Below are 22,072 nucleotides of genomic sequence, written 5' to 3'. Positions count from 1 at the left end.
GGCGGCGCCGCAGCCTGCGACGCACAGGTCCACCCGCCCCGAACCCGGAACTATCCGAGGGCCGACTTCACGGCGTCGGCCAGCCGCCCGGCGACAGAGCGCGCCTGCTCGATGTCGGCGGCCTCGACCATGACCCGCACCAGCGGCTCGGTACCGGAAGGCCGCAGCAACACCCGCCCGGTCTCCCCGAGTTCCCGCTCCGCCTCGGAAACAGCGGCGGCAAGGTCGGCCGACGTACGCACCCGCGACTTGTCCACGTCCGGCACATTGATCAGCACCTGCGGCAGCCGCTCCATGACGGAGGCCAGTTCCCGCAGCGTACGGCCGGTCTCGGCGACCCGCGCCGCCAGCAGCAGCCCGGTCAGCGTGCCGTCACCGGTGGTCGCGTGGTCGAGGATGATGACGTGCCCGGACTGCTCGCCGCCGAGGGCGTATCCGTGCTCCTTCATCTCCTCCAGCACATACCGGTCGCCCACGGCCGTCTGCACGAGCCGGATGCCCTCGCGCTCCATGGCCAGCTTGAAGCCGAGGTTGGACATCACGGTCGCGACGACGGTGTCGGAGCGCAGTGCGGAACGCTCCCGCATCGCCAGCGCGAGCACGGCGAGGATCTGGTCGCCGTCGACCTCCTCACCGGTGTGGTCCACGGCCAGGCAGCGGTCGGCGTCGCCGTCGTGCGCGATGCCGAGGTCCGCGCCGTGCTCGACGACCGCGGCCTTGAGCTTGCCCAGGTGGGTCGAGCCGCAGCCGTCGTTGATGTTGAGACCGTCCGGCTCGGCGCCGATCGTGACGACCTGGGCACCGGCCCGGGCGAACGCCTCCGGCGAGACCCCCGAGGCCGCGCCGTGCGCTTCGTCCAGAACGATCTTCAGCCCGTCGAGCCGGTTGGGCAGCACCGTGAGCAGGTGGGCGACGTACTGCTCGAAGCCCTCCTGGTACGACCGCACGCGCCCGACCCCGGCGCCCGTCGGCCGCTGCCAGGGCTCGCCGTGCCGGTGCGCGTCGTACACCGCCTCGATCCGGTCCTCCAGCTCGTCGGCGAGTTTGTGGCCGCCGCGGGCGAAGAACTTGATGCCGTTGTCCGGCATGGCGTTGTGGCTGGCGGAGAGCATCACGCCGAGGTCCGCGCCGAGCGCTCGGGTCAGATGCGCCACCGCGGGCGTCGGCAGCACGCCGACGCGCAGGACGTCCACGCCCGCGCTGGCCAGGCCGGCGACCACCGCCGCTTCCAGGAACTCCCCGGACGCTCGCGGGTCCCGTCCGACCACCGCCGTCGGCTTGTGGCCCTCGAAGGTGCCCGCCTCGGCCAGCACGTGCGCCGCGGCGACGGAGAGGCCGAGCGCCATCTCGGCCGTCAGATCCGCGTTGGCGACACCGCGCACGCCGTCCGTGCCGAAGAGTCGTCCCACTTGTCCTCCTGAGGAAGCGTCCTTGCTGCCGGGAATGATGGCAGACGCCACGAGATCCGATCACACAAGCCTTTGAGCGTCTTGTGTCGTTATACGCCCTTGGCGGGGATAAACGAACGCCCCGACGGCACATGTGGCGTGCCGCCGGGGCGTTCGGAGTACTGGGACCTACCCAGCGGATCATGCCGCAGACGCGGGGCCTGGCACGCCCATCTGCTGCGTTGTCGTCGGTCGCCGACGCTCCGCGTCGACTCCCTCCTCCGCCTTGCAGCTGGACGCACCAGCCCCCGCTCACCAGCGCTGGACAAGCACCGCGGCTTTTCTGCGGCCTGACCCGCCGGGCAGGCCCAGCAGGCAGCTGCTGGTTAGCGCTTGCTGTACTGCGGGGCCTTGCGGGCCTTCTTCAGACCGGCCTTCTTCCGCTCGACCGCGCGGTCGTCGCGGCGCAGGAAGCCGGCCTTCTTCAGCGGGCCGCGGTTGTTGTCGACGTCGGCCTCGTTCAGCGCACGGGCGACACCGAGACGGAGCGCACCGGCCTGACCGGAGACACCGCCACCCGCGATGCGGGCGATGACGTCGTAACGGCCCTCGAGCTCCAGGACCTTGAACGGCTCGTTGACTTCCTGCTGGTGCACCTTGTTCGGGAAGTAGTCCTCGAGGGTGCGACCGTTGATCTTCCACTTGCCGGTGCCCGGGACGATCCGGACGCGGGCGATGGCGTTCTTGCGGCGGCCCAGGCCGGCGGCCGGCTGCGGCTCGCCGAAGCGGGAGGCCAGGGACTCCGAGGTGTACTCGCCCTCGACGGGGACCTCGGACTCGGTGGTGTAGCTGTCGATGTCAAGCTCTTCGAGCGGCTGCTCGGCAGTGGTCTCGGCCACGATTCTCCTCAGATTCTCTTCAGTCTTAGGGGGTGGCCGGACTTACTGCGCGACCTGGGTGATCTCGTACGGCTGCGGCTGCTGCGCGCCGTGCGGGTGCTGGTCACCCTTGTAGACCTTCAGCTTCGAGAGCATCTGACGGCCCAGAGTGTTCTTGGGGAGCATGCCCTTGACGGCCTTCTCGATGGCCTTCTCGGGGTTCTTGTCGAGCAGCTCGTCGTAGCGGACGGAGCGCAGACCACCCGGGTAACCGGAGTGGCGGTACGCCATCTTCTGGGTCCGCTTGTTGCCGGACAGGTGCACCTTGTCGGCGTTGATGATGATGACGAAGTCACCAGCGTCGACGTGCGGCGCGTAGATCGGCTTGTGCTTGCCCCGGAGGAGGGTCGCGGCAGTGGTGGCGAGACGGCCCAGGACAACGTCCTGAGCGTCGATGACGTGCCACTGGCGCGTCACATCGCCGGGCTTGGGGCTGTACGTACGCACGGTTCGTAGCCTTCGCTTCGAGTGAATGGTCCTAAACAAGGTCACCGAAACGATCACGACAGCCTTGACCCACGGCGGCGACGCAAACCGCGTGCGTGGGGTCGCTGGTCATCGGCCCGGTGGACCGGTGTAAGGGCCCGTCCCGTGAGAATGAGCAAGCCAATACACAACGAAGAAGTAGAGTACCGGGCAGCCCCCGGACGGGTCAAAACGAGGCAGGCCGCCAGACGGACCCCGCACCACCGGCCCCCCGTCTAAGATGCGCCCCATGAGTAACGGGCAGGGGGGACCCCAGTCTCAGTGGGATCCCTGGAAACCGCAATCCCAGCAGCCGTGGAACGGCGGAGCCGACGACGGCACCCCGGACTGGGCCGCGCTCGCCGAGGCCTCGGAGACGCGGAACAAGCGCCGCAAGCTGCTGTTCATAGCCGGCGGCGCGCTCGCCACCGTCGCGATAGGCACCGCGGTCGCCATGGCCGTCGTCTCCGCGAACGGCGGTGACCCGCAGGCCGGTCCCAGCAACCTGCCCGCCAGCGCCTCGCTGCCCGGCACGGGCACCGCGACGCCGTCCTTCGCGCCCACCAGCGCGCCGCCGCCGCTGGACCCCACGGACTTCATATCCAGCGCCGAGAAGGACACCGCCCCGCTGAGCCCGGACACCCTGTTCCCGGGCAAGCAGCTGACCATGGGCGCCACGGTGTACAAGAAGGGCCTGACGGCCGACACCAAGAGCTGTGCCACCGCCACCGGCGGCACCCTGCCCAAGATCCTCACCAGCAAGGGCTGCACCCGCCTGATGCGCGTGACGTACACGAACGGTGGCATCGCGGTCACCGTCGGCGTCGCCGTCTTCGACGACGCGGCCCAGGCCGGCAAGGCCAAGGCCCAGACGAACGACCAGAGCATCGTGCGATCGCTGTTCGGCAAGGGCGTCAAGCCGTTCTGCGACGGCGCGTTCTGCCGCTCGACCCGGAACGCCTACGGCCGCTACGCCTACTTCACGATCTCCGGCTTCACCAGCGGCAAGGACGTCACCACCAAGGACACCAAGGTCTTCGACGCCGGCAACGACCTCGCCCAGTTCGCCGCGAACCAGATCCACCGCCGCGGCCAGGTCCAGGCCTCGGCCGCGGCCCAGTAGGCGGAGGGGCGCCTACTGCCGCTTCAGCCGTAGCCGCAGCGGCACCACGGCCGACTCCAGCTGGGTGCGCAACGTCATCTTTGAGGCACCCTCCGTGCGCTCGGCGAACCGGATCGGGATCTCCACGGCCGTGTGCCCGGCGCGTACGGCCTTGTACTTCAGCTCCACCTGGAAGCTGTAGCCCGCGCTGTCCAGGGACGCCAGGTCCACGTCCCTTAGGGTCGCCGCCGACCACAGGTTGAAGCCGGCCGTGATGTCCTGGATCTCGGTGCCGAGGACGGCGCGCGCGTACCGGTTGGCGAAGCGGGACAGCAGCACCCGGTGCGCGCCCCACCGCTCGTCCAGTGAGCCGCCCTCGACGTACCGGCTGCCCACGACGAGACCGGCGTCGCGGGCGAGAGCCGCCTCGAGCATGCGGGGCACGGCCTCCACCGGGTGGCTGCCGTCGGCGTCCATCTGGACGACGTACGCGGCGCCCTCCGCCAGCGCGGCGGACATCCCGGCCGTGTACGCCCGCCCCAGCCCGTCCTTCTCGGTGCGGTGCAGCACGCTCATCCGGCGCCGCCCGGCGCTGTTGTACCGCGCCGCCAGTTCCTCGGCGATCCGCCCGGTGCCGTCCGGGCTGGAGTCGTCGACGATCTTCAGATGCAGCCCGTCCAGCGGCAGCCCCAGCACCGCCTCGGCCATCCCCGGCAGGTTCGCCGCCTCGTTGTACGTCGGCATGACCACCGTGACCGGCAGCTCGTCCTCGGCCATCACTGTCCCTCCCCTGCGGGCGCCAAAGTGCCCAGCGCCCGGAACCGCCAGCCCGCCGCGGCCCAGCGGCCCGCGTCGAGCACCCCTCGCCCGTCCACGATCCGGGGGCGGGCCACCAGCGTCGCGGCCCGCTCCGGGTCGATCGTCCGGAACTGCGGCCACTCGGTCAGATGCAGCACCAGGTCCGCCCCGCGCAGCGCGTCCTCCACGGTCAGCGCGTACCCGAGCAGCGGGAACGCCTTGCGGGCGTTGTCCATCGCCTCGGGGTCGTGGACGGTGACGTCGGCGCCCTCCAGCCGCAACCGGGCCGCCACGGCCAGCGCCGGCGAGTCCCGGATGTCGTCGGAGCCGGGCTTGAAGGCGGCCCCGAGGACGGCGACCCGGGCACCGAGCACGTCTCCCCCGCACAGCTCGCGGGCCAGCTCCACAGCCCGGTCCCGGCGCCGCATGTTGATCGCGTCGACCTCGGGCAGGAAGGTCAGCGGCACGCCCAGCTCGTCGGCTCGGTGCGCGAAGGCGCGGATGTCCTTCGGCAGACAGCCGCCGCCGAAGCCGATCCCGGCGCGCAGGAACTTCCGTCCGATCCGGTCGTCGTGGCCCAGCGCCTCGGCGAGGGTGCGCACATCGCCGCCGGCCGCCTCGCAGACCTCGGCCATCGCGTTGATGAAGGAGATCTTGGTGGCGAGGAAGGCGTTGGCGGCCGTCTTGACCAGCTCGGCGGTCGGGAAGTCGGCGGTGACGAGCGGGGTGCCGGCGGCGAGGACCGGGGCGTACACCGCGCGGAGGATCGTCTCGGCCCGGGCGTTGTCCACGCCGAACACCAGCCGGTCCGGCCGCAGCGTGTCCTCGACGGCGAAGCCCTCGCGCAGGAACTCCGGGTTCCAGGCGATCTCGATGCCGTACGTCCGGGCCAGCCGCTGCGCCGTACCGACCGGCACGGTCGACTTGCCCACGACCAGTGCGTCCGGCGCCGCGTGCGCGGCCAGCGCGGCGAAGGCCGCGTCGACATGGCTCAGGTCGGCGGCGCCTGAGTCGGCGCGCTGCGGGGTGCCGACGCACACGAAGTGCACCTCGCCGAAGGCCCCGGCCTCCGCGAAGGAGGTGGTGAAGCGCAGCCGGCCGCTCGCGGTGTGCTTCGCGATCAGCTCGGGCAGCCCGGGCTCGTGGAAGGGCACCCGGCCGGCGCTCAGCGCGGCGACCTTCTCCGGGTCGACGTCGACGCCGAGCACGTCGTGGCCGAGTTCCGCCATGCAGGCGGCGTGGGTGGCACCGAGGTAGCCGGTGCCGATGACGGTGAGCCGCAAGGGAACGGCCTTTCTTGCTTCGGATGCTTCGGGTGCGTCAGGCGGTCTTGACCCAGACGCGGTAGTGGCCGGTGCCGCTGGAGTTGCGGAAGGGCAGGTCGGCGAGGAGCCGGTAGTGCGGATTGCCCTTGACCGCGTCCGCGACGACGGCGTCCACCCGGGGGTTGGTGAGACCGTCCAGGACGACCAGGTCGAACTCGCCGTCGCGCAGCGCCGCGCGGTAGGCGGCGTCCCCGTTGTGGTAGGTGCCCTTCTTGTCCGTGTACTCCAGGGCGAACACGCCCTGCCACTGCCGGTGGCTGGTCCTGTCGCGCAGGTAGTAGACGGGCACCTCGGGTGTCGAGGCGAGGTAGTGCCCCTTGCGGTCCACATGGGAGTCGATGACCTGGATCATCTTCGAGGAGTCGGGCCAGACGCCGAAGCGCCAGTCCGCCTGCGAGATGCCGAGGCAGAGCGCCGCCGTCCACAGCATGATGCCGAGCTGGGGGTAGCGGAAGTGGGCGCCGATCAGCCGGGTCACGCCGACGCCGGCCATCGGCGCGGCGAACAGCAGGCCGAAGCCGACGTGCTTGAACAGCGAGACGACGGTCCCGAGGTGCACCTGGTAGGCGGGCGCGAGCAGCGCGGTGCCGCACAGCACCAGCCCGAGCAGGGCCCGCCGGCGCCGGCCGGGGTTGCCGAGCCGCTGCGCGATCGGCGACTCGTTCATCCGGCTGCGCCGCACGTAGGAGATCGCGCCGCCGACGGCGGTGAGGAACATCAGCCCGCCCCACTGGGCCGACCGCTGGAGCAGGAAGGCCGCGGTGTCGGAGCCGTGGTCGCGGTTGGTCGTGGTCTGCCGCACACCGGCGAGCAGATCGGTGCTGTACATGCCGGCCGCCAGCAGGGCACCGATGCCGAGCGCGAGCAGCAGCATCCGCAGGAAGGCCTTGCCGCCCTTGTGCGGCCAGCCGGTGAGCAGCGCGAGCACGACGATGGTCGGCAGGTACAGGGCGGCCGCGTACTTCACGCCGACGGCGAGGACGGCGACCGGCGCGGCGAGCAGCACGGCGGCCACGGGCGCCCGGTCGGTGCGGACGACGATCCAGGTGGCCAGGGCCAGCAGGAACACCGCGGCGGCGTCGTAGGTGGCGAAGTACCCCATGACGACGGTCGACTGCACCACGGCGAAGAGCGCCGCGCCGGCCAGCGCGGCCCGCTCGTTGAACAGCCGCCGGGTGAAGGAGTACAGCAGCGCGGTGGTGCCCAGCATGAAGGCCAGGCTCAGGAGGCGGGCCCCGGTGAGCCCGAAGCGGTCGTCGACGACGGCGGCGAGCACCGGGTACAGCTGCGGCGAGCCGGAGAAGTACGCCCCGTAGTCGATCGGCAGCGGGGTGCCGTGCAGCAGGTGTTGCAGCTCGGCGTGGCCGGCGGCCAGGTAGAGGGCCTCGTCCTGGAACGCGGTGTTGGACAGCCGCAGCGAGAGCACCGCCTGGACGGCCAGGACGAACAGCAGCACGGCCCGGCTGACCCAGGCGCGCCGCCGGCTGGCGGCCATGTCCCAGCCGACCTCGGGCGTGTCGGGCACGGTGTACCCGGGCTCCGCCGGCGCCGCGGGCTCGGCCACCGTGTGCGGGGCGTACGCCGGCTGGTCGCCCTGCTGCTGGTACGGATAGGTCCGGGGGTCGTAGTCGTAGCCCTGGGAGACACCGTAGCCCTGGGAGACGCCGTAGCTCTGCGGGACGTCGTAGCCCTGGGGTGTGTCGTGTCCCTGGGGGGCGCCGTGGCCCTGCGGTTGGCGCGGGACGTAGCCGTCGGAGTTGAACCAGCCGCCCTGCGGGTCGTCGTCGGCGTACGGGTCGTACGGCTGCGGGACGTAGTACTCGGGTCGTGAACTCATGACGGCTTCCGTACGTCGAAGCCGAACCGGTCGTCGGCGGCCAGGCGCTTGAACTCCTTCAGCGCCAGCGGGCTCGCCTCCAGCCGCCAGTCGGCGCGCTTCCTGTGGTTGAACCAGACGAAGCCGAGCATGTCGTCGTCCGCCGCGACGCCCGCGAACAGGTTGCGGATGTCGGCCCGCCGTCGTTCGCCGGGCATGGCGGCCGTCTCCAGCAGCAGGATCGGCTTCTTGGTGAAGGTGCGGACCCGGTCGCGGGTGGTGCCGAAGACGCTGTCGAAGGCGTTGTCCTCGCCGGCGGTGAAGTAGCCGATCAGTCCCACCCAGTCGACATAGGCGTCGCCCGGGTAGTACGGCTCGAGCTTCACGTTCCGGACCGGGTTGACGATGTTGGGCGACCAGGCCCAGATGACGTTGGTGGCGCCGGCGTCCACGAAGGCCTGGTGGATGTGCCGCCAGGCGGCCACGTACTGGGCCGGGGTCACGTCGTTCGTGCCCCACTTCTCCCAGTGGCCGTTGAACTCGTCCGCGAAGTCGATCACCACGGGCAGGTTCAGCTTGCGGACGGCGGTCGCGTACTTCTTGATGTACGGGTCCGACTTGCCCGCCGCGATGTCGGCGAGCGGGGTGTCGAAGGGCTCCCAGGACATCAGCGTCAGGGCGCCCTCGGCCCAGGCCCTGCGCACCCCGCTGGCGTCGAAGCCGTCGCCCCAGCCGGCGTAGTACTCGACCAGGTTCGGCTGCTTGCCGGTCATCTTCGTGTACGCGTCGACGTTCTTCATGGAGGTCGGCGCGCCCGGCACCGCCACGCCGAAGTACTTCTTCGCCGGCTTCAGCAGCGGGGTGACGTCGTAGGGGACGTCCTGGTCGGCGCCGGCCGCGGCGTGCGGGGCGGCCGTGCCGCCGCCGGACGACGGCGAGTCGCCGGAGTCGTCGCCGAGCAGCGAGCAGCCGCTGAGCGTGAGGACGCCGACGAGGGCGCAGGCCAGGGCGGCGCGGGCTCCCCGGGATCGTGCCGCACGGACATTGCAGAATCGTTTCGTCAGTCGCATCAGGCGGCCTCCGCCCCCGAGCGCGGCTGGACCAGGACCCGGCCCACGACCAGCGCGTAGAACAGCCCCGAGGACAGGATCAGGGCGAAGTCCGGGGCGTTCATGGTGAACGTCCGGTACACGGCCGCGGTGACCCAGATCAGCGCCGTGCCGCCGCTCCAGGCCCACATGCCGATCCAGAAGCGCCGCGTCTTGTTCTTCTTGGCACCGGAGGAGCCGGTCGGCTGCCAGCCCATCCGGTTCTTGCGCAGGATGTCCCAGATGGCGAAGACATGCGCCCAGCCGTACATCATGCGGGCCGCCCAGGCCTCCAGGCGGTACGGCGCCCGGTGCCACATCGGGAAGATGATCGTGGTGTAGAGGATGCTGGGCACCACCAGGAGCAGATGCTCGACCTTGAGCTTCTCCGGCATCATCAGCAGCAGCACGATCGGGATGACCGGCGCCGCGAAGGTGAACAGCGCGGTGTGGATGTAGTAGAAGAAACCGGACATGTAGCACAGCCGGCTGGACAGCTTGATCCTCGCCTGCCAGAACTTGCGGCTGCCGAGCAGACTCATCGAGCCCGAGCACCAGCGGTACTGCTGGTTGAAGAACGCGCCCGCGGTGTCCGGGCACACGCCCGTGGAGACCGCGACCGGCACATAGCGCAGGTCCCAGCCGAGCCCGCGCAGGTCGAAGCCGGTGTGCACGTCCTCGGAGTGCTCGATCAGGGTGGTGCCGCCGTTGGTGTCCAGGGCCGCCCGCCGGTAGATCGCGCAGGAACCGACGCAGATGGCGCCGTCACTGCCCTGCCGCGAGACCTGCACGGAACGGTAGAACAGCTCCTGCACCGCGCCCGCGCCACGCTCGATCCAGTTCTGCGAGTCGAGCACCCGGAAGTACTGCGGGGACTGGACGATACCGATCCGCGGATCGGCGTCCATGTACGGCAGCAGTTCCTCCAGCAGATCGGCGCGCGGGGTGAAGTCGGCGTCCAGGATGAGGATGTACTCGCCGTCGGACTGGGCGAAGCCGAAGTGCAGGTTGCCGGCCTTCTTGAACCAGCCCCGGTTCTCCCGGGTGCCGTAGCGGAACCCGAAGTCCCGGGCCATCGCCGCCAGCTCCGGGCTCGCGCCGTCGTCCAGCACGAACGGCACACAGACCCCGGGGTACCGGTCGGCCATCGCCCGCACATGCCGCCAGGTGTTGTGCAGCACCTCGATGGGCTCGCCGCACACCGGCAGGAACACGTCGACGGACGGGTGGACCTCGGGCCGCCAGTTCTGCACCAGCCGCCGGTGGTGGGCGATGTCGAAGTCCCGGGTGAAGCCGTTCACCCGCAGCGACACCAGGTAGTAGATCACCGTGAACACCAGCAGCGGGGTGTAGATCCACAGCACCGGTGTGGACTGCGCCAGCTTGAACTGGCTCACCACCAGACAGCAGAAGCTGACCAGCGAGCTGATGGTCAGAATCCACAGACGCCGGTGCGCGTAGGAGTACTTCTCCCGGTCCGTCGGCGGCAGCGGCAGCAGCCCGAGCGCGGGGTTCCCGCCCCGTCCGGCCCGTCGCCGCCCACCACTCCGGCGCGCCGCGCGACGCCCCCCGGTCCGCACGGGACCCACTGAAGTCATGCCGTTGTCCAACCCCGGGCGTTCCGGCCCGTCGACCCCCCAGCCAACCCCGGCCACTCCTGTCGAACTTTTGGCCGGGAGGCGCAACTGTATCCGAGAGGTATGAAAGCCGTAAGAGTTGGTAAGAAGGGTTACGCCCGGTAAGTCCAGACATGGGGCATAAGTTCAGCGAAATGCAACGTAACTAACAGGTTTCGCAGCCCGACACTCCGGGGAGCGACCGCTTGTTCCGCGCCTCCTTGCTGCGGGCCGCCAGCAGTTCGTCGGCCGGATAGCCGACCTCCTCCAGCGTCAGCCCGTGCGGCCGTACGACATGCACGGCGGAGTCCCGCACCCCCGCGGCCAGCACCTTCCCGGGCCACTCCGGCCCGCGGTGCCCGTCCCCCACGAACAGCAGCGCGCCGATCAGCGACCGCACCATGTTGTGGCAGAACGCGTCCGCGCGCACGGTCGCGGTGATGATCCCGTCATCCCCTCTGACCAGGCTCAGCTCCTGGAGCGTGCGGATCGTGGTCGCCCCCTCCCGCCTCTTGCAGTAGGCGGCGAAGTCGTGCTCCCCGAGCAGCGCCCGGGCGGCCTGGTTCATGGCGTCCACATCGAGCGGCCAGTCGTGCCACAGCACATGGTTGCGCAGCAGCGGGTCCACGCCGCCCGGGTTGTCGGTGACCCGGTAGGCGTACCGCCGCCAGACGGCCGAGAACCGCGCGTTGAATCCGCTCGGCGCCTCCCTGAGCGCCCACACCCGGACATCCTTGGGCAGCCGGCCGGCGAGCCGCTTGAGCAGCTTCTCGTGATGCTCGCGCCACACACCCTCGGGCAGATCCACGTGCGCCACCTGCCCGCGCGCGTGCACCCCGGCGTCGGTCCGCCCGGCGACCGTCAGCTCATAGGTCTCCCGGGACCGGGTCACCGTCCGCAGGGCGTCCTCGATCTCCCCCTGCACGGTCCGCCGGCCACCGGCCTGCTTGGCCCAGCCGTGGAAGTCGGTGCCGTCGTAGGACAGGTCGAGACGGAGACGGACATGGCCGGGCTGTACTTCGTCACTCACGTACAGATCCTCTCAAGTACGCGAAAGCGGGCCCGCCCCGAAGGGCGAACCCGCTTCCCGCGTCAGGCAGAGCCTCAGGCGTCCTTGGACTCCTCGGCGGGAGCCTCGGTCTCCTCGACCTTGGTCTCCTCGGCCTTGGTCTCCTCGGCCTCCTTGACCGCACGCTTGGTGGCGGCCTCGGCCTCACCGGTCGCCTGCTGGGCAACCGTCAGCGCCTCGACCAGCTCGATGACGGCCATGGGCGCGTTGTCGCCACGGCGGTTACCGATCTTGGTGATGCGGGTGTAGCCACCGGGACGGTTCTCGTACCGCGGGCCGATCTCGGTGAAGAGCGTGTGGACGATGCTCTTGTCCGTGATGACCTGAAGCACCTGACGGCGGTTGTGAAGGTCACCCTTCTTCGCCTTGGTGATCAGACGCTCGGCGTACGGACGCAGGCGGCGCGCCTTCGCCTCGGTGGTGGTGATACGGCCGTGCTCGAAGAGGCTCTTCGCCAGGTTGGCGAGGAGGAGCTTCTCGTGCGCGGCGCTGCCGCCCAGACGGGCACCCTTGGTGGGCTTCGGCATGTTCTTTCTCCTGTGTGTCTGCCCCGGCCGTGTCAGGTACCGGGGTCAGGAACCCGATGAGCGGATGCTCACTGGCTATGACCGATCAGTACTGCTCGGTCTCCACGAAACCCGCGTCCGCGTCGTCGTCGGCGCCGAAGGCGTCGGCAGCGGCCGTGGGGTCGAATCCGGGCGGGCTGTCCTTCAGGGCCAGGCCCATGCCGGCCAGCTTCGCCTTGACCTCGTCGATGGACTTCGCACCGAAGTTGCGGATGTCCAGCAGGTCGGCCTCGGAACGCGCGACCAGCTCACCCACGGAGTGGATGCCCTCACGCTTGAGGCAGTTGTAGGAGCGGACGGTGAGCTCCAGCTCCTCGATCGGCAGCGCGAGGTCGGCGGCCAGGGCGGCGTCCGTCGGGGACGGGCCCATGTCGATGCCCTCGGCGTCGATGTTCAGCTCGCGGGCGAGACCGAACAGCTCGACCAGCGTCTTACCGGCGGAGGCCATGGCGTCACGGGGACGCATCGCCTGCTTGGTCTCGACGTCGACGATCAGCTTGTCGAAGTCGGTGCGCTGCTCGACACGCGTGGCCTCGACCTTGTACGTGACCTTCAGCACCGGCGAGTAGATCGAGTCGACCGGGATACGGCCGATCTCCTGGCCCACCTGCTTGTTCTGCACGGCGGAGACGTAACCACGGCCACGCTCGACCGTCAGCTCCATCTCCAGCTTGCCCTTGCCGTTGAGCGTGGCGAGGACGAGGTCGGGGTTGTGCACCTCGACACCGGCCGGGGGCGCGATGTCGGCGGCGGTGACCAGACCCGGGCCCTGCTTGCGCAGGTACATCACGACCGGCTCGTCGTGCTCCGAGGAGACGACCAGCTGCTTGATGTTGAGGATCAGGTCGGTGACGTCCTCCTTGACGCCCGGCACGGTGGTGAACTCGTGCAGCACGCCGTCGATCCGGATCGAGGTGACGGCGGCACCCGGGATCGAGGAGAGGAGGGTACGGCGGAGGGAGTTGCCGAGGGTGTAGCCGAAGCCCGGCTCCAGCGGCTCGATCACGAACCGGGAGCGGAACTCGTCGACAACCTCTTCGGTCAACGAGGGACGCTGAGCGATCAGCATGTGTGGATCAGATCCTTCTTTCGTGGACGCCCGCTATTTGACGTCCGACGGAAACCGCGCCCGAGAAAAACGCGGGTACTGCAAGGGTACGGGCGGCACGACCCGAAAGAGCCGTACCGCCCGGACCCACTGCTCGGCGGAGCAGCCGTGCGTCAGACGCGGCGGCGCTTCGGCGGGCGGCAGCCGTTGTGCGGGGTCGGGGTGACGTCCTGGATGGAGCCGACCTCGAGGCCCGTGGCCTGAAGGGAGCGGATCGCGGTCTCACGACCGGAACCCGGGCCCTTCACGAACACGTCGACCTTGCGCATGCCGTGCTCCTGGGCGCGGCGGGCGGCCGACTCGGCGGCCATCTGCGCGGCGAACGGCGTGGACTTCCGGGAGCCCTTGAAGCCGACGTGGCCGGCGGAGGCCCAGGAGATCACGTTGCCGGACGGGTCCGTGATCGAGACGATCGTGTTGTTGAACGTGCTCTTGATGTGCGCGTGGCCGTGAGCGACGTTCTTCTTTTCCTTGCGGCGCACCTTCTTGGCAGCGCCCTGACGTCCCTTGGGGGGCATCTACAAACTCCTAGAGGGAGGTGGTCGGTCCTACAGCGAAGACCGTGGACAGGTGTCCGCTGCGGACTACTTCTTGCCCGGCTTCTTCTTGCCGGCGATGGCGCGACGCGGGCCCTTGCGGGTGCGGGCGTTGGTGCTGGTGCGCTGACCGCGGACGGGCAGACCGCGACGGTGACGGAGACCCTGGTAGGTACCGATCTCGACCTTGCGGCGGATGTCGGCCTGGATCTCGCGACGGAGGTCACCCTCGGTCTTGATGTTGTTGTCGACGTACTCGCGGATCGCGACCAGCTGCTCTTCGGTCAGGTCACGAACGCGGGTGTTCGGGTCGACGCCGGTCGCAGCCAGCGTCTCCTTCGAGAGCGTCCGGCCGATGCCGAACACGTAGGTGAGGGCGATCTCCACGCGCTTGTCGCGCGGGATGTCGACACCGGAAACGCGTGCCATTCAATGGCTCCTGGTGAATCGTCGGAGGTCTTCCACAGAACCGGCTCCCGGCCGCCGTACTAGGTACGAACCGGGTCCCCGGCCTCCGAACCGGGGGTGTCGAGCTGGGTGGCTCGGGCTCTGCGTATGAACATATTCAGCTCGCGTCGCGCGAAAACTCTGCGATAGAGGTGCAGAGGGTGATGGTCGTGCGTCAGCCCTGGCGCTGCTTGTGGCGCGGGTTCTCGCAGATGACCATGACCCGGCCGTGACGGCGGATCACCCTGCACTTGTCGCAGATCTTCTTGACGCTCGGCTTGACCTTCATGGGGTGAGGTTCTCCGGGTCAGTGCCATCGCACCGGGCGGGCCCGGGGCGCGGGCAAGATCTACTTGTACCGGTAGACGATCCGGCCACGCGTCAGGTCGTACGGAGACAGCTCCACCACGACCCGGTCGTCAGGGAGGATGCGGATGTAGTGCATACGCATCTTGCCGCTGATGTGTGCCAGGACCTGGTGGCCGTTCTGGAGCTCGACCTTGAACATGGCGTTCGGCAGAGACTCGACGACAGTGCCCTCGATCTCGATGGCACCTTGCTTCTTGGCCACGCTTCGCCCTTCGAATCGACTACCTTGATCGACTCTCAGGCGATCCCTGGGATTCCCTTGCGGGAGCATGCGGACATGCGGGTGCACGAGAGCCGACGAGTCAGTCTACGTCGGCGCACCCGGAAAGGCGAATCGAGGAAGTCTGCCCCATGAGGGTGATCCCTATGCGAGCGGGACCCCATCCCTGACGCCGGTCATGCGAGCGGGTCGGGAGCGGCCGTGATGCCGTACTCGGCGAGCTTCGCCCTGCCGCCGTCGGGGGCCGTCAGGACCAGGGGGCCCTGGTCGGTGAGGGCGACGGAGTGCTCCCAGTGGGAGGACCATGTGCCGTCGGTGGTGATGACCGTCCAGTCGTCCGACAGGACCTCGGTGCGCGGGGTGCCCAGCGACACCATCGGCTCGATCGCGAGGCAGAAGCCCGGGACCAGCTTGGGGCCCTTGCCGCGGCGGCGGTCGACGTAGTTCAGCAGGTGCGGGTCCATGTGCATCTCGGTGCCGATGCCGTGGCCGCCGTAGTCCTCGATGATCCCGTACCGGCCGCCGCCCGGCTTGGGCTGACGGCGGATGTACGTCTCGATCGCCCGGGAGATGTCGACCAGGCGGTTGCCCTGCTTCATGGCCGCGATGCCGGCCCACATCGACTCTTCGGTCACCCGGGACAGCTCGATCAGCTCCGGGGCGTGGCCGGAGCCCACGAACGCGGTGTAGGCCGCGTCGCCGTGCCAGCCGTCGACGATCGCGCCGCAGTCGATGGAGATGATGTCGCCGTCCTTGAGGACGACGTCGTCGGACGGGATGCCGTGGACGACCACGTCGTTCACGGAGGTGCAGATGGTCGCGGGGAAGCCGCCGTAGCCCAGGAAGTTCGACTTGGCTCCGTGCTCGGCGAGGACCTTGCGGGCCACCTCGTCCAGGTCCCTGGTGGTGGCGCCCGGCACCGCGGCCTCGCGCGTGGCCGCGTGGATGGCGGCTACGACCAGGCCCGCCGCCCGCATCTTCGCGATCTGCTCGGGGGTCTTGATCTGCACCATGGGGGCCTGCGCTCTCCGTCACTCACATCGTCTGGGGATACCTGTACAACACTACGGCCGCGGCGCCCCGCAGAGGGCACCGCGGCCGGAAGGGCCGGGAGCTACTTCTCGGCCTTCTCGCGCTTGAGGGCCTCCAGCGCCCGCCGCGTGATCTCGTCCACCGGGCCCAGGGAGGAGATCGTCACGACCAGGCCCTGCGCCTTGTAGTAGTCGATGATCGGCTCGGTCTGCGTGTGGTAGACCTCCAGCCGCTTGCGGACGGTCTCCTCGGAGTCGTCGTCGCGCTGGTACAGCTCACCGCCGCAGACGTCGCAGACGCCCTCCTGCTTCGGCGGGCTGTACGTCACGTGGAAGACGTGGGAGGAGTCGTTCCGGCAGATGCGCCGGCCGGCGATGCGCTTGACGACCTCGTCCTCGGGGACCTCCAGGTCGAGGACGGCGTCCAGCGTGATGTCCTCGGTCCGCAGCAGCTCGTCCAGCGCCTCCGCCTGCGAGACGTTGCGTGGGAAGCCGTCCAGCAGGAAGCCGTTCTCCGCGTCGGGCTGCTCCATGCGGTCCTTGGCCATCGCGATCGTCACCTCGTCGGGTACGAGGTTGCCGGCGTCCATGTAGGACTTCGCCAGCTTCCCCAGCTCCGTCTGGCGGCTGATGTTGGCCCGGAACAGGTCGCCCGTGGAGATGTGCGGGACGCCCAGCTTCTCTGCGAGCCGGACGGCCTGCGTTCCCTTACCGGCACCCGGCGGCCCGACGAGGACGATACGCATCAGCGGAGGAACCCTTCGTAATTGCGCTGCTGGAGCTGGCTCTCGATCTGCTTCACCGTCTCGAGGCCGACACCCACGATGATCAGGATGCTGGTCCCGCCGAAGGGGAAGTTCTGGCTTGCCCCGAAGCCCACCAACGCCATTGTCGGTACGAGAGCGATCAGACCCAGATACAGCGAACCCGGCCAGGTGATCCGGTTGAGCACGTAGCTCAGGTACTCAGCGGTCGGTCGGCCAGCCCGGATGCCCGGGATGAAGCCACCATACTTCTTCATGTTGTCGGCTACTTCTTCGGGGTTGAAGGAGATCGCCACATAGAAGAACGCGAAGAAAACGATGAGCAAGAAGTACGTAGTGATGTAAATCGGATGGTCGCCCTTGGTGAGGTTCTGCTCGACCCAGGTCTTCCAGCCCGACTTGCCCCCCGAGAACTGCGCCACCAGCGCCGGGATGTAGAGCAGCGACGAGGCGAAGATGACGGGAATCACACCCGCCTGGTTCACCTTGAGCGGGATGTACGTGGACGTACCGCCGTAGGAACGACGGCCGATCATGCGCTTCGCGTACTGCACCGGGATGCGGCGCTGGGCCTGCTCGACGAAGACGACGAGCGCGACCATGATCAGGCCCACCGCGATGACGGTGCCGAACTCGATCCAGCCGCCGGCCAGCGTGCCCTGCTTCTTGATGGCCCACAGCGCGGACGGGAAGGTCGCGGCGATCGAGATGAACATCAGGATCGACATGCCGTTGCCGATACCGCGGTCGGTGACCAGCTCACCGAGCCACATCACGACGGCCGTACCCGCGGTCATGCAGATGACCATGGTGATCGTGGTGAAGATCGCCTGGTCCGGGACGATGCTCGTGGCGACCGAGCAGCCGTTGAAGAGAGCGCCGCTGCGGGCGGTGGCGACCAGGCCGGTGCCCTGAAGGATGGCGAGCGCCACGGTGAGGTAACGGGTGTACTGCGTGATCTTCGCCGTGCCGGCCTGGCCCTCCTTCTTCAGGGCTTCCAGGCGCGGGATGACCACGGTCAGCAGCTGAAGGATGATGCTGGCCGTGATGTACGGCATGATGCCGAGCGCGAAGACCGTGATCTGCAGCAGCGCACCACCACTGAACATGTTCACGAGACCGAACAGGCCCTGGTTGCCCTGGGCCTCGTTCACACAGGTCTGGACTGCCTTGTAGTTCACGCCGGGGATCGGGATGTGGGTACCGACCCGGTAGACCACGATGATGCCCAGCGTGAAGAGCAGCTTCTTGCGCAGGTCGGGCGTCCTGAACGCCCGGGCGAACGCGGTGAGCACGGTGCCTCCTGCGACCCCCGCGCAACTGCGTCAAGGGTGACGGTCTGAGTTCGACGAATACGAAAAAGAACAGTGCAGGCCACCTTACCGGCGACACTGCCCCCTAGGAACGACCAACCGGGGATACCCCATTGTGAGGTATCCCCGGTCGGGTTCGTTTACGTCATCGAGGCGTCGTCCGAAGGACTCAGACGAGCTCGGTGACCGTGCCGCCGGCGGCGGTGATCTTCTCCTTGGCGGAGCCGGAGACGGCGTCGACCGTCACCTGAAGCGCCACGGAGATCTCGCCCTGGCCGAGGACCTTGACGAGGCTGTTCTTGCGAACGGCACCCTTGGCCACCAGACCCTCGACCGTGACCTCGCCACCCTCGGGGTAGAGCGCGGCCAGCTTGTCGAGGTTCACGACCTGGTACTCGGTCTTGAACGGGTTCTTGAAGCCCTTCAGCTTCGGGAGGCGCATGTGCAGCGGCATCTGGCCGCCCTCGAAGCGCTCCGGAACCTGGTAGCGGGCCTTGGTGCCCTTGGTACCACGACCGGCCGTCTTACCCTTCGACGCCTCACCACGACCCACACGGGTCTTGGCGGTCTTGGCGCCCGGGGCGGGACGGAGGTTGTGGATCTTCAGCGGGTTCTGCTCCGCCATGATCAGTCGACCTCCTCGACCGTCACGAGGTGGCGGACGGTGTGCACCATGCCGCGGAACTCGGGGCGGTCCTCCTTGACGACCACGGTGTTGATCCCCTTGAGACCAAGCGACCGCAGGGTGTCACGGTGGTTCTGCTTGCTGCCGATGTAGGACTTGACCTGCGTGATCTTGAGCTGCGCCATGATTACGCACCCGCCCCGGCACGCGCACGCAGCAGGGCCGCGGGAGCGACGTCCTCGAGCGGCAGACCACGGCGGGCCGCGATCTCCTCGGGACGCTGCAGACCCTTCAGGGCCTCCACGGTCGCGTGCACGATGTTGATGGCGTTGTCGGAGCCGAGCGACTTCGACAGCACGTCGTGGATACCGGCGCACTCGAGCACGGCACGCACCGGACCACCGGCGATAACACCGGTACCCGGGGACGCGGGCTTGAGCAGCACGACGCCGGCGGCCTTCTCACCCTGGATGGGGTGCGGGATGGTGCCCTGGATCCGGGGGACCTTGAAGAAGTGCTTCTTGGCCTCCTCAACGCCCTTGGCGATGGCGGCCGGCACCTCCTTGGCCTTGCCGTATCCGACACCCACGGTGCCGTCACCGTCGCCCACTACGACCAGCGCGGTGAAGCTGAAGCGACGACCACCCTTCACAACCTTGGCGACGCGGTTGATCGCGACGACGCGCTCGACGTACGCGGTCTTCTCGGCGGCAGCAGCGCCGCCGTCACGGCCCTTCCGGTCCCGCCGCTCGCCGCCACCGGCACCGCTTCCGCGGCGCTGGGGTCCAGCCATTGGATTACCTCTCTCTTTCCGCTAGCTACAAGCGGCTCAGAACTTGAGCCCGGCTTCGCGGGCGGCGTCCGCCAGGGCGGCGATGCGCCCGGCGTACTGGTTGCCACCACGGTCGAACACGACGGCCTCGACACCGGCGGCCTTGGCACGCTCGGCGACCAGGGCGCCGACCTGCTTGGCCTGCGCGGACTTGTCGGCCTCGCCGCCACGGATCGACGCGTCCAGGGTGGACGCCGACGCCAGGGTGTGGCCCTTCAGGTCGTCGATCACCTGCGCCACGATGTGGCGGTTGGAGCGGGTCACGACCAGACGGGGGCGCTCCGCCGTACCGGAGATCCGCTTCCGGATCCGGATGTGACGGCGCTTGATCGCGGCGCGCTTGTAGGCGTCGCCCTTGAGGATCTTCTGCCCGTATGCCATGGCTTACTTACCCGCCTTTCCGACCTTGCGGCGGATGACTTCGCCCTCGTACTTGACGCCCTTGGCCTTGTACGGGTCGGGCTTGCGCAGCTTGCGGATGTTGGCCGCAACCTCGCCGACCTTCTGCTTGTCGATGCCCTCGACCGAGAAACGGGTCGGGGACTCCACCTTGAAGGTGATGCCCTCGGGGGCCTCGACCACGATCGGGTGGCTGTAACCGAGAGCGAACTCCAGGTTCGAACCCTTGGCGGTCACTCGGTAACCGACACCGCTGATCTCGAGCTTCTTCACGTAACCCTGGGTCACGCCGGTGATCATGTTCGCCACCAGCGTGCGGGAGAGGCCGTGCAGGGCCTTGCTCTGACGCTCGTCGTTCGGGCGCAGCACCTGAAGGGTGCCGTCCTCGCCCTTAGCGATGTCGATCGGCGCGGCAACGGTGTGGGTCAGCGAGCCCTTGGGGCCCTTGACCGAGACCGTGCGGCCGTCGATGGTGACGTCCACGCCGGCGGGAACCGCGATGGGGAGCTTGCCGATGCGCGACATAGCTGTTTCCTCCGTTCCCTTCTGCTACCAGACGTAGGCGAGGACTTCCCCACCCACGCCCTTCTTGCCGGCCTGCTTGTCGGTGAGGAGCCCGTGCGACGTGGAGATGATCGCCACGCCGAGGCCGCCGAGCACCTTCGGCAGGTTGGTGGACTTCGCGTACACCCGGAGACCGGGCTTGGAGATCCGCTTGATGCCCGCGATGGAGCGCTCACGGTTGGGGCCGAACTTCAGCTCCAGGACGAGGTTCTTGCCGACCTCGGCGTCCTCGACCTTCCAGCCCGTGATGAAGCCCTCCTGCTGGAGGATCTCCGCGATGTGAGACTTGATCTTGGAGTGCGGCATCGACACCGAGTCGTGGTACGCCGAGTTCGCGTTCCGCAGACGCGTCAGCATGTCTGCGATCGGATCAGTCATGGTCATGAATTGGCCTGTGGCCTTTCTCGCCGGGGTTTCCTATATGCGCCATCCCTCTCCCCGTACATGGACGGGACGGGTGCGGTGCGGGGACCTACGGCGTAGTAAGCAATTACTAGCGGACGCTGTCCGCGGGCGTTCAGGGCGGCAGAGGCCCAACCCTCCTAGCCTAAGCCATGAGGGCGGGCGCCCCTGCCGTCCCGGTTGCTTACCGAGAGGTCCAGGAATCCCTGAAAGTGGGGATTACCAGGAGCTCTTGGTCACGCCCGGCAGCTCGCCACGGTGAGCCATCTCACGAAGGCACACGCGGCAGAGGCCGAACTTGCGGTAAACGGAGTGCGGACGACCGCAGCGCTGGCAGCGGGTGTAGCCACGCACACCGAACTTGGGCTTGCGAGCAGCCTTCGCGATGAGAGCCTTCTTCGCCATCTCGCTCACGCCTCCTTGAACGGGAAGCCGAGGTGACGGAGAAGGGCACGGCCCTCTTCGTCGTTGGTCGCCGTGGTCACCACGGTGATGTCCATACCCCGGACGCGGTCGATCTTGTCCTGGTCGATCTCGTGGAACATGACCTGCTCCGTGAGACCGAAGGTGTAGTTGCCACGGCCGTCGAACTGCTTGGGGGACAGGCCGCGGAAGTCGCGGATGCGCGGCAGCGCGAGCGACAGGGTGCGGTCCAGGAACTCCCACATGCGGTCGCCACGGAGCGTGACGTGGGCACCGATCGGCTGACCCTCACGCAGCTTGAACTGCGCGATGGACTTGCGGGCCTTGGTGACGGCCGGCTTCTGACCGGTGATCGTGGTGAGGTCGCGGATGGCGCCCTCGATCAGCTTGGAGTCGCGGGCGGCGTCGCCCACACCCATGTTGACCACGATCTTGACGAGGCCCGGGACCTGCATGACGTTCTCGTACTTGAACTCGTCACGCAGCTTGCCCGCGATCTCCTCGCGGTACTTCTGCTTCAGACGCGGAGTGGTGGTGGTCGCCATCAGATGTCCTCACCCGTCCGCTTGGCAACGCGGATCTTGTTGCCCTCGTCGTCGAAGCGGTAGCCGACACGCGTGACGACCTTGTTGCCGTCCTTCTCCACGACCAGCTGGACGTTGGAGACGTGGATCGGCGCCTCGGTGGTCACGATGCCGCCGGCCTGGGAACCGCTGGCGGTCGGACCGGCCTTGGTGTGCTTCTTGACCCGGTTGACACCCTCGACCAGGACACGCTCCTCGCGCGGGTAAGCGGCAATGACCTTGCCCTGCTTGCCCTTGTCCTTGCCGGTGATGACCTGGACCAGGTCGCCCTTCTTGATCTTCAT

At 68.5% G+C, this 22,072-nt stretch carries 28 protein-coding genes; 1 reads left to right on the top strand and 27 read right to left on the bottom strand.

Annotated elements, in window-relative coordinates:
• Window positions 1-50 precede the first annotated feature (50 nt).
• The 3 genes from glmM to rplM all read right to left on the bottom strand — a co-directional run bounded on the left by glmM (window position 51) and on the right by rplM (window position 2,773).
• Window positions 51-1,409 (bottom strand): phosphoglucosamine mutase, encoded by a 1,359-nt coding sequence (glmM, locus tag ACZ4WH_RS01010; protein ID WP_468174902.1) that lies wholly within the window; start codon window positions 1,407-1,409, stop codon window positions 51-53.
• A gap of 365 nt (window positions 1,410-1,774) precedes the next feature.
• Window positions 1,775-2,287: a 30S ribosomal protein S9 gene (rpsI, locus tag ACZ4WH_RS01005; RefSeq protein WP_003998795.1), complete on the bottom strand. Its 513-nt coding sequence runs from the start codon at window positions 2,285-2,287 to the stop codon at window positions 1,775-1,777.
• Window positions 2,288-2,329: 42 nt separating this feature from the next.
• Window positions 2,330-2,773, bottom strand: a complete 444-nt coding sequence (gene rplM / locus ACZ4WH_RS01000) for a 50S ribosomal protein L13 (protein ID WP_010036634.1) — start codon at window positions 2,771-2,773, stop codon at window positions 2,330-2,332.
• Between the two features lie 268 nt (window positions 2,774-3,041).
• Between rplM and ACZ4WH_RS00995 the strand changes: the two genes are divergently transcribed.
• Window positions 3,042-3,914 carry a hypothetical protein gene (locus ACZ4WH_RS00995; RefSeq protein WP_468174898.1) on the top strand — a complete coding sequence of 291 codons (873 nt, stop codon included), beginning with the start codon at window positions 3,042-3,044 and terminating at the stop codon, window positions 3,912-3,914.
• Window positions 3,915-3,926: 12 nt separating this feature from the next.
• Here the strand turns inward: ACZ4WH_RS00995 and ACZ4WH_RS00990 are convergent, their stop codons facing one another.
• The 24 genes from ACZ4WH_RS00990 to rplX all read right to left on the bottom strand — a co-directional run bounded on the left by ACZ4WH_RS00990 (window position 3,927) and on the right by rplX (window position 22,072).
• Window positions 3,927-4,670 (bottom strand): polyprenol monophosphomannose synthase, encoded by a 744-nt coding sequence (locus ACZ4WH_RS00990; protein ID WP_468174895.1) that lies wholly within the window; start codon window positions 4,668-4,670, stop codon window positions 3,927-3,929.
• Window positions 4,670-5,974, bottom strand: coding sequence for a UDP-glucose dehydrogenase family protein (locus ACZ4WH_RS00985; protein WP_468174892.1), 1,305 nt, complete (start codon window positions 5,972-5,974; stop codon window positions 4,670-4,672). Before ACZ4WH_RS00985 ends, ACZ4WH_RS00990 begins: the two co-directional genes overlap by 1 nt.
• Before the next feature lie 37 nt (window positions 5,975-6,011).
• Window positions 6,012-7,853 (bottom strand): glycosyltransferase family 39 protein, encoded by a 1,842-nt coding sequence (locus tag ACZ4WH_RS00980; protein WP_468174889.1) that lies wholly within the window; start codon window positions 7,851-7,853, stop codon window positions 6,012-6,014.
• Window positions 7,850-8,902, bottom strand: a complete 1,053-nt coding sequence (locus ACZ4WH_RS00975) for a glycoside hydrolase family 26 protein (protein WP_468174886.1) — start codon at window positions 8,900-8,902, stop codon at window positions 7,850-7,852. Before ACZ4WH_RS00975 ends, ACZ4WH_RS00980 begins: the two co-directional genes overlap by 4 nt.
• Window positions 8,902-10,320, bottom strand: coding sequence for a glycosyltransferase family 2 protein (locus ACZ4WH_RS00970; protein ID WP_468175534.1), 1,419 nt, complete (start codon window positions 10,318-10,320; stop codon window positions 8,902-8,904). The genes ACZ4WH_RS00975 and ACZ4WH_RS00970 overlap by 1 nt, the downstream gene beginning before the upstream one ends.
• Window positions 10,321-10,702: 382 nt before the next feature.
• The gene (truA, locus tag ACZ4WH_RS00965; protein WP_468174883.1) at window positions 10,703-11,566 is read right to left on the bottom strand and encodes a tRNA pseudouridine(38-40) synthase TruA; all 864 of its coding nucleotides are present in this window, start codon (window positions 11,564-11,566) and stop codon (window positions 10,703-10,705) included.
• A gap of 74 nt (window positions 11,567-11,640) precedes the next feature.
• Window positions 11,641-12,132 (bottom strand): 50S ribosomal protein L17, encoded by a 492-nt coding sequence (gene rplQ, locus ACZ4WH_RS00960; RefSeq protein ID WP_468174880.1) that lies wholly within the window; start codon window positions 12,130-12,132, stop codon window positions 11,641-11,643.
• Window positions 12,133-12,217: 85 nt separating this feature from the next.
• Window positions 12,218-13,240 (bottom strand): DNA-directed RNA polymerase subunit alpha, encoded by a 1,023-nt coding sequence (locus ACZ4WH_RS00955; RefSeq protein WP_003966937.1) that lies wholly within the window; start codon window positions 13,238-13,240, stop codon window positions 12,218-12,220.
• Window positions 13,241-13,392: 152 nt separating this feature from the next.
• Window positions 13,393-13,797 (bottom strand): 30S ribosomal protein S11, encoded by a 405-nt coding sequence (gene rpsK / locus ACZ4WH_RS00950; protein WP_003956432.1) that lies wholly within the window; start codon window positions 13,795-13,797, stop codon window positions 13,393-13,395.
• Window positions 13,798-13,863: 66 nt separating this feature from the next.
• Complete coding sequence (gene rpsM, locus ACZ4WH_RS00945) at window positions 13,864-14,244, bottom strand: 30S ribosomal protein S13 (protein WP_030641206.1); 381 nt, start codon at window positions 14,242-14,244, stop codon at window positions 13,864-13,866.
• 193 nt (window positions 14,245-14,437) lie between these two features.
• The gene (rpmJ, locus tag ACZ4WH_RS00940; RefSeq protein WP_003998809.1) at window positions 14,438-14,551 is read right to left on the bottom strand and encodes a 50S ribosomal protein L36; all 114 of its coding nucleotides are present in this window, start codon (window positions 14,549-14,551) and stop codon (window positions 14,438-14,440) included.
• Between the two features lie 60 nt (window positions 14,552-14,611).
• On the bottom strand, window positions 14,612-14,833 hold the full coding sequence (gene infA / locus ACZ4WH_RS00935) for a translation initiation factor IF-1 (RefSeq protein WP_003948620.1): 222 nt from the start codon (window positions 14,831-14,833) through the stop codon (window positions 14,612-14,614).
• 194 nt (window positions 14,834-15,027) lie between these two features.
• Window positions 15,028-15,864, bottom strand: coding sequence for a type I methionyl aminopeptidase (gene map / locus ACZ4WH_RS00930; RefSeq protein ID WP_468174876.1), 837 nt, complete (start codon window positions 15,862-15,864; stop codon window positions 15,028-15,030).
• A 101-nt stretch (window positions 15,865-15,965) separates the two neighbouring features.
• Complete coding sequence (locus tag ACZ4WH_RS00925) at window positions 15,966-16,628, bottom strand: adenylate kinase (RefSeq protein ID WP_468174873.1); 663 nt, start codon at window positions 16,626-16,628, stop codon at window positions 15,966-15,968.
• Window positions 16,628-17,941, bottom strand: a complete 1,314-nt coding sequence (gene secY / locus ACZ4WH_RS00920; RefSeq protein WP_468174870.1) for a preprotein translocase subunit SecY — start codon at window positions 17,939-17,941, stop codon at window positions 16,628-16,630. The genes ACZ4WH_RS00925 and secY overlap by 1 nt, the downstream gene beginning before the upstream one ends.
• Before the next feature lie 187 nt (window positions 17,942-18,128).
• Window positions 18,129-18,584, bottom strand: coding sequence for a 50S ribosomal protein L15 (gene rplO, locus ACZ4WH_RS00915; RefSeq protein ID WP_014674382.1), 456 nt, complete (start codon window positions 18,582-18,584; stop codon window positions 18,129-18,131).
• 2 nt (window positions 18,585-18,586) lie between these two features.
• Window positions 18,587-18,769 (bottom strand): 50S ribosomal protein L30, encoded by a 183-nt coding sequence (rpmD, locus tag ACZ4WH_RS00910; protein WP_003998814.1) that lies wholly within the window; start codon window positions 18,767-18,769, stop codon window positions 18,587-18,589.
• Between the two features lie 2 nt (window positions 18,770-18,771).
• Window positions 18,772-19,377: a 30S ribosomal protein S5 gene (rpsE, locus tag ACZ4WH_RS00905; RefSeq protein WP_019753099.1), complete on the bottom strand. Its 606-nt coding sequence runs from the start codon at window positions 19,375-19,377 to the stop codon at window positions 18,772-18,774.
• A 36-nt stretch (window positions 19,378-19,413) separates the two neighbouring features.
• On the bottom strand, window positions 19,414-19,797 hold the full coding sequence (gene rplR, locus ACZ4WH_RS00900; protein ID WP_014674380.1) for a 50S ribosomal protein L18: 384 nt from the start codon (window positions 19,795-19,797) through the stop codon (window positions 19,414-19,416).
• Window positions 19,798-19,800: 3 nt separating this feature from the next.
• Window positions 19,801-20,340 carry a 50S ribosomal protein L6 gene (gene rplF, locus ACZ4WH_RS00895; RefSeq protein WP_030641195.1) on the bottom strand — a complete coding sequence of 180 codons (540 nt, stop codon included), beginning with the start codon at window positions 20,338-20,340 and terminating at the stop codon, window positions 19,801-19,803.
• A gap of 24 nt (window positions 20,341-20,364) precedes the next feature.
• On the bottom strand, window positions 20,365-20,763 hold the full coding sequence (rpsH, locus tag ACZ4WH_RS00890) for a 30S ribosomal protein S8 (RefSeq protein ID WP_014674378.1): 399 nt from the start codon (window positions 20,761-20,763) through the stop codon (window positions 20,365-20,367).
• A 237-nt stretch (window positions 20,764-21,000) separates the two neighbouring features.
• Entirely contained in the window at window positions 21,001-21,186 is a 186-nt protein-coding gene (locus ACZ4WH_RS00885; protein WP_003948630.1) for a type Z 30S ribosomal protein S14, read from the bottom strand.
• Between the two features lie 5 nt (window positions 21,187-21,191).
• On the bottom strand, window positions 21,192-21,749 hold the full coding sequence (gene rplE, locus ACZ4WH_RS00880) for a 50S ribosomal protein L5 (RefSeq protein WP_030345436.1): 558 nt from the start codon (window positions 21,747-21,749) through the stop codon (window positions 21,192-21,194).
• Window positions 21,749-22,072, bottom strand: coding sequence for a 50S ribosomal protein L24 (rplX, locus tag ACZ4WH_RS00875; protein WP_030930498.1), 324 nt, complete (start codon window positions 22,070-22,072; stop codon window positions 21,749-21,751). Before rplX ends, rplE begins: the two co-directional genes overlap by 1 nt.

This window comes from Streptomyces sp. NPDC029138, from assembly GCF_055564375.1.
Note: the sequence above shows the minus strand (reverse complement) of the source record. Positions and strands in the feature narration are given on the sequence as shown.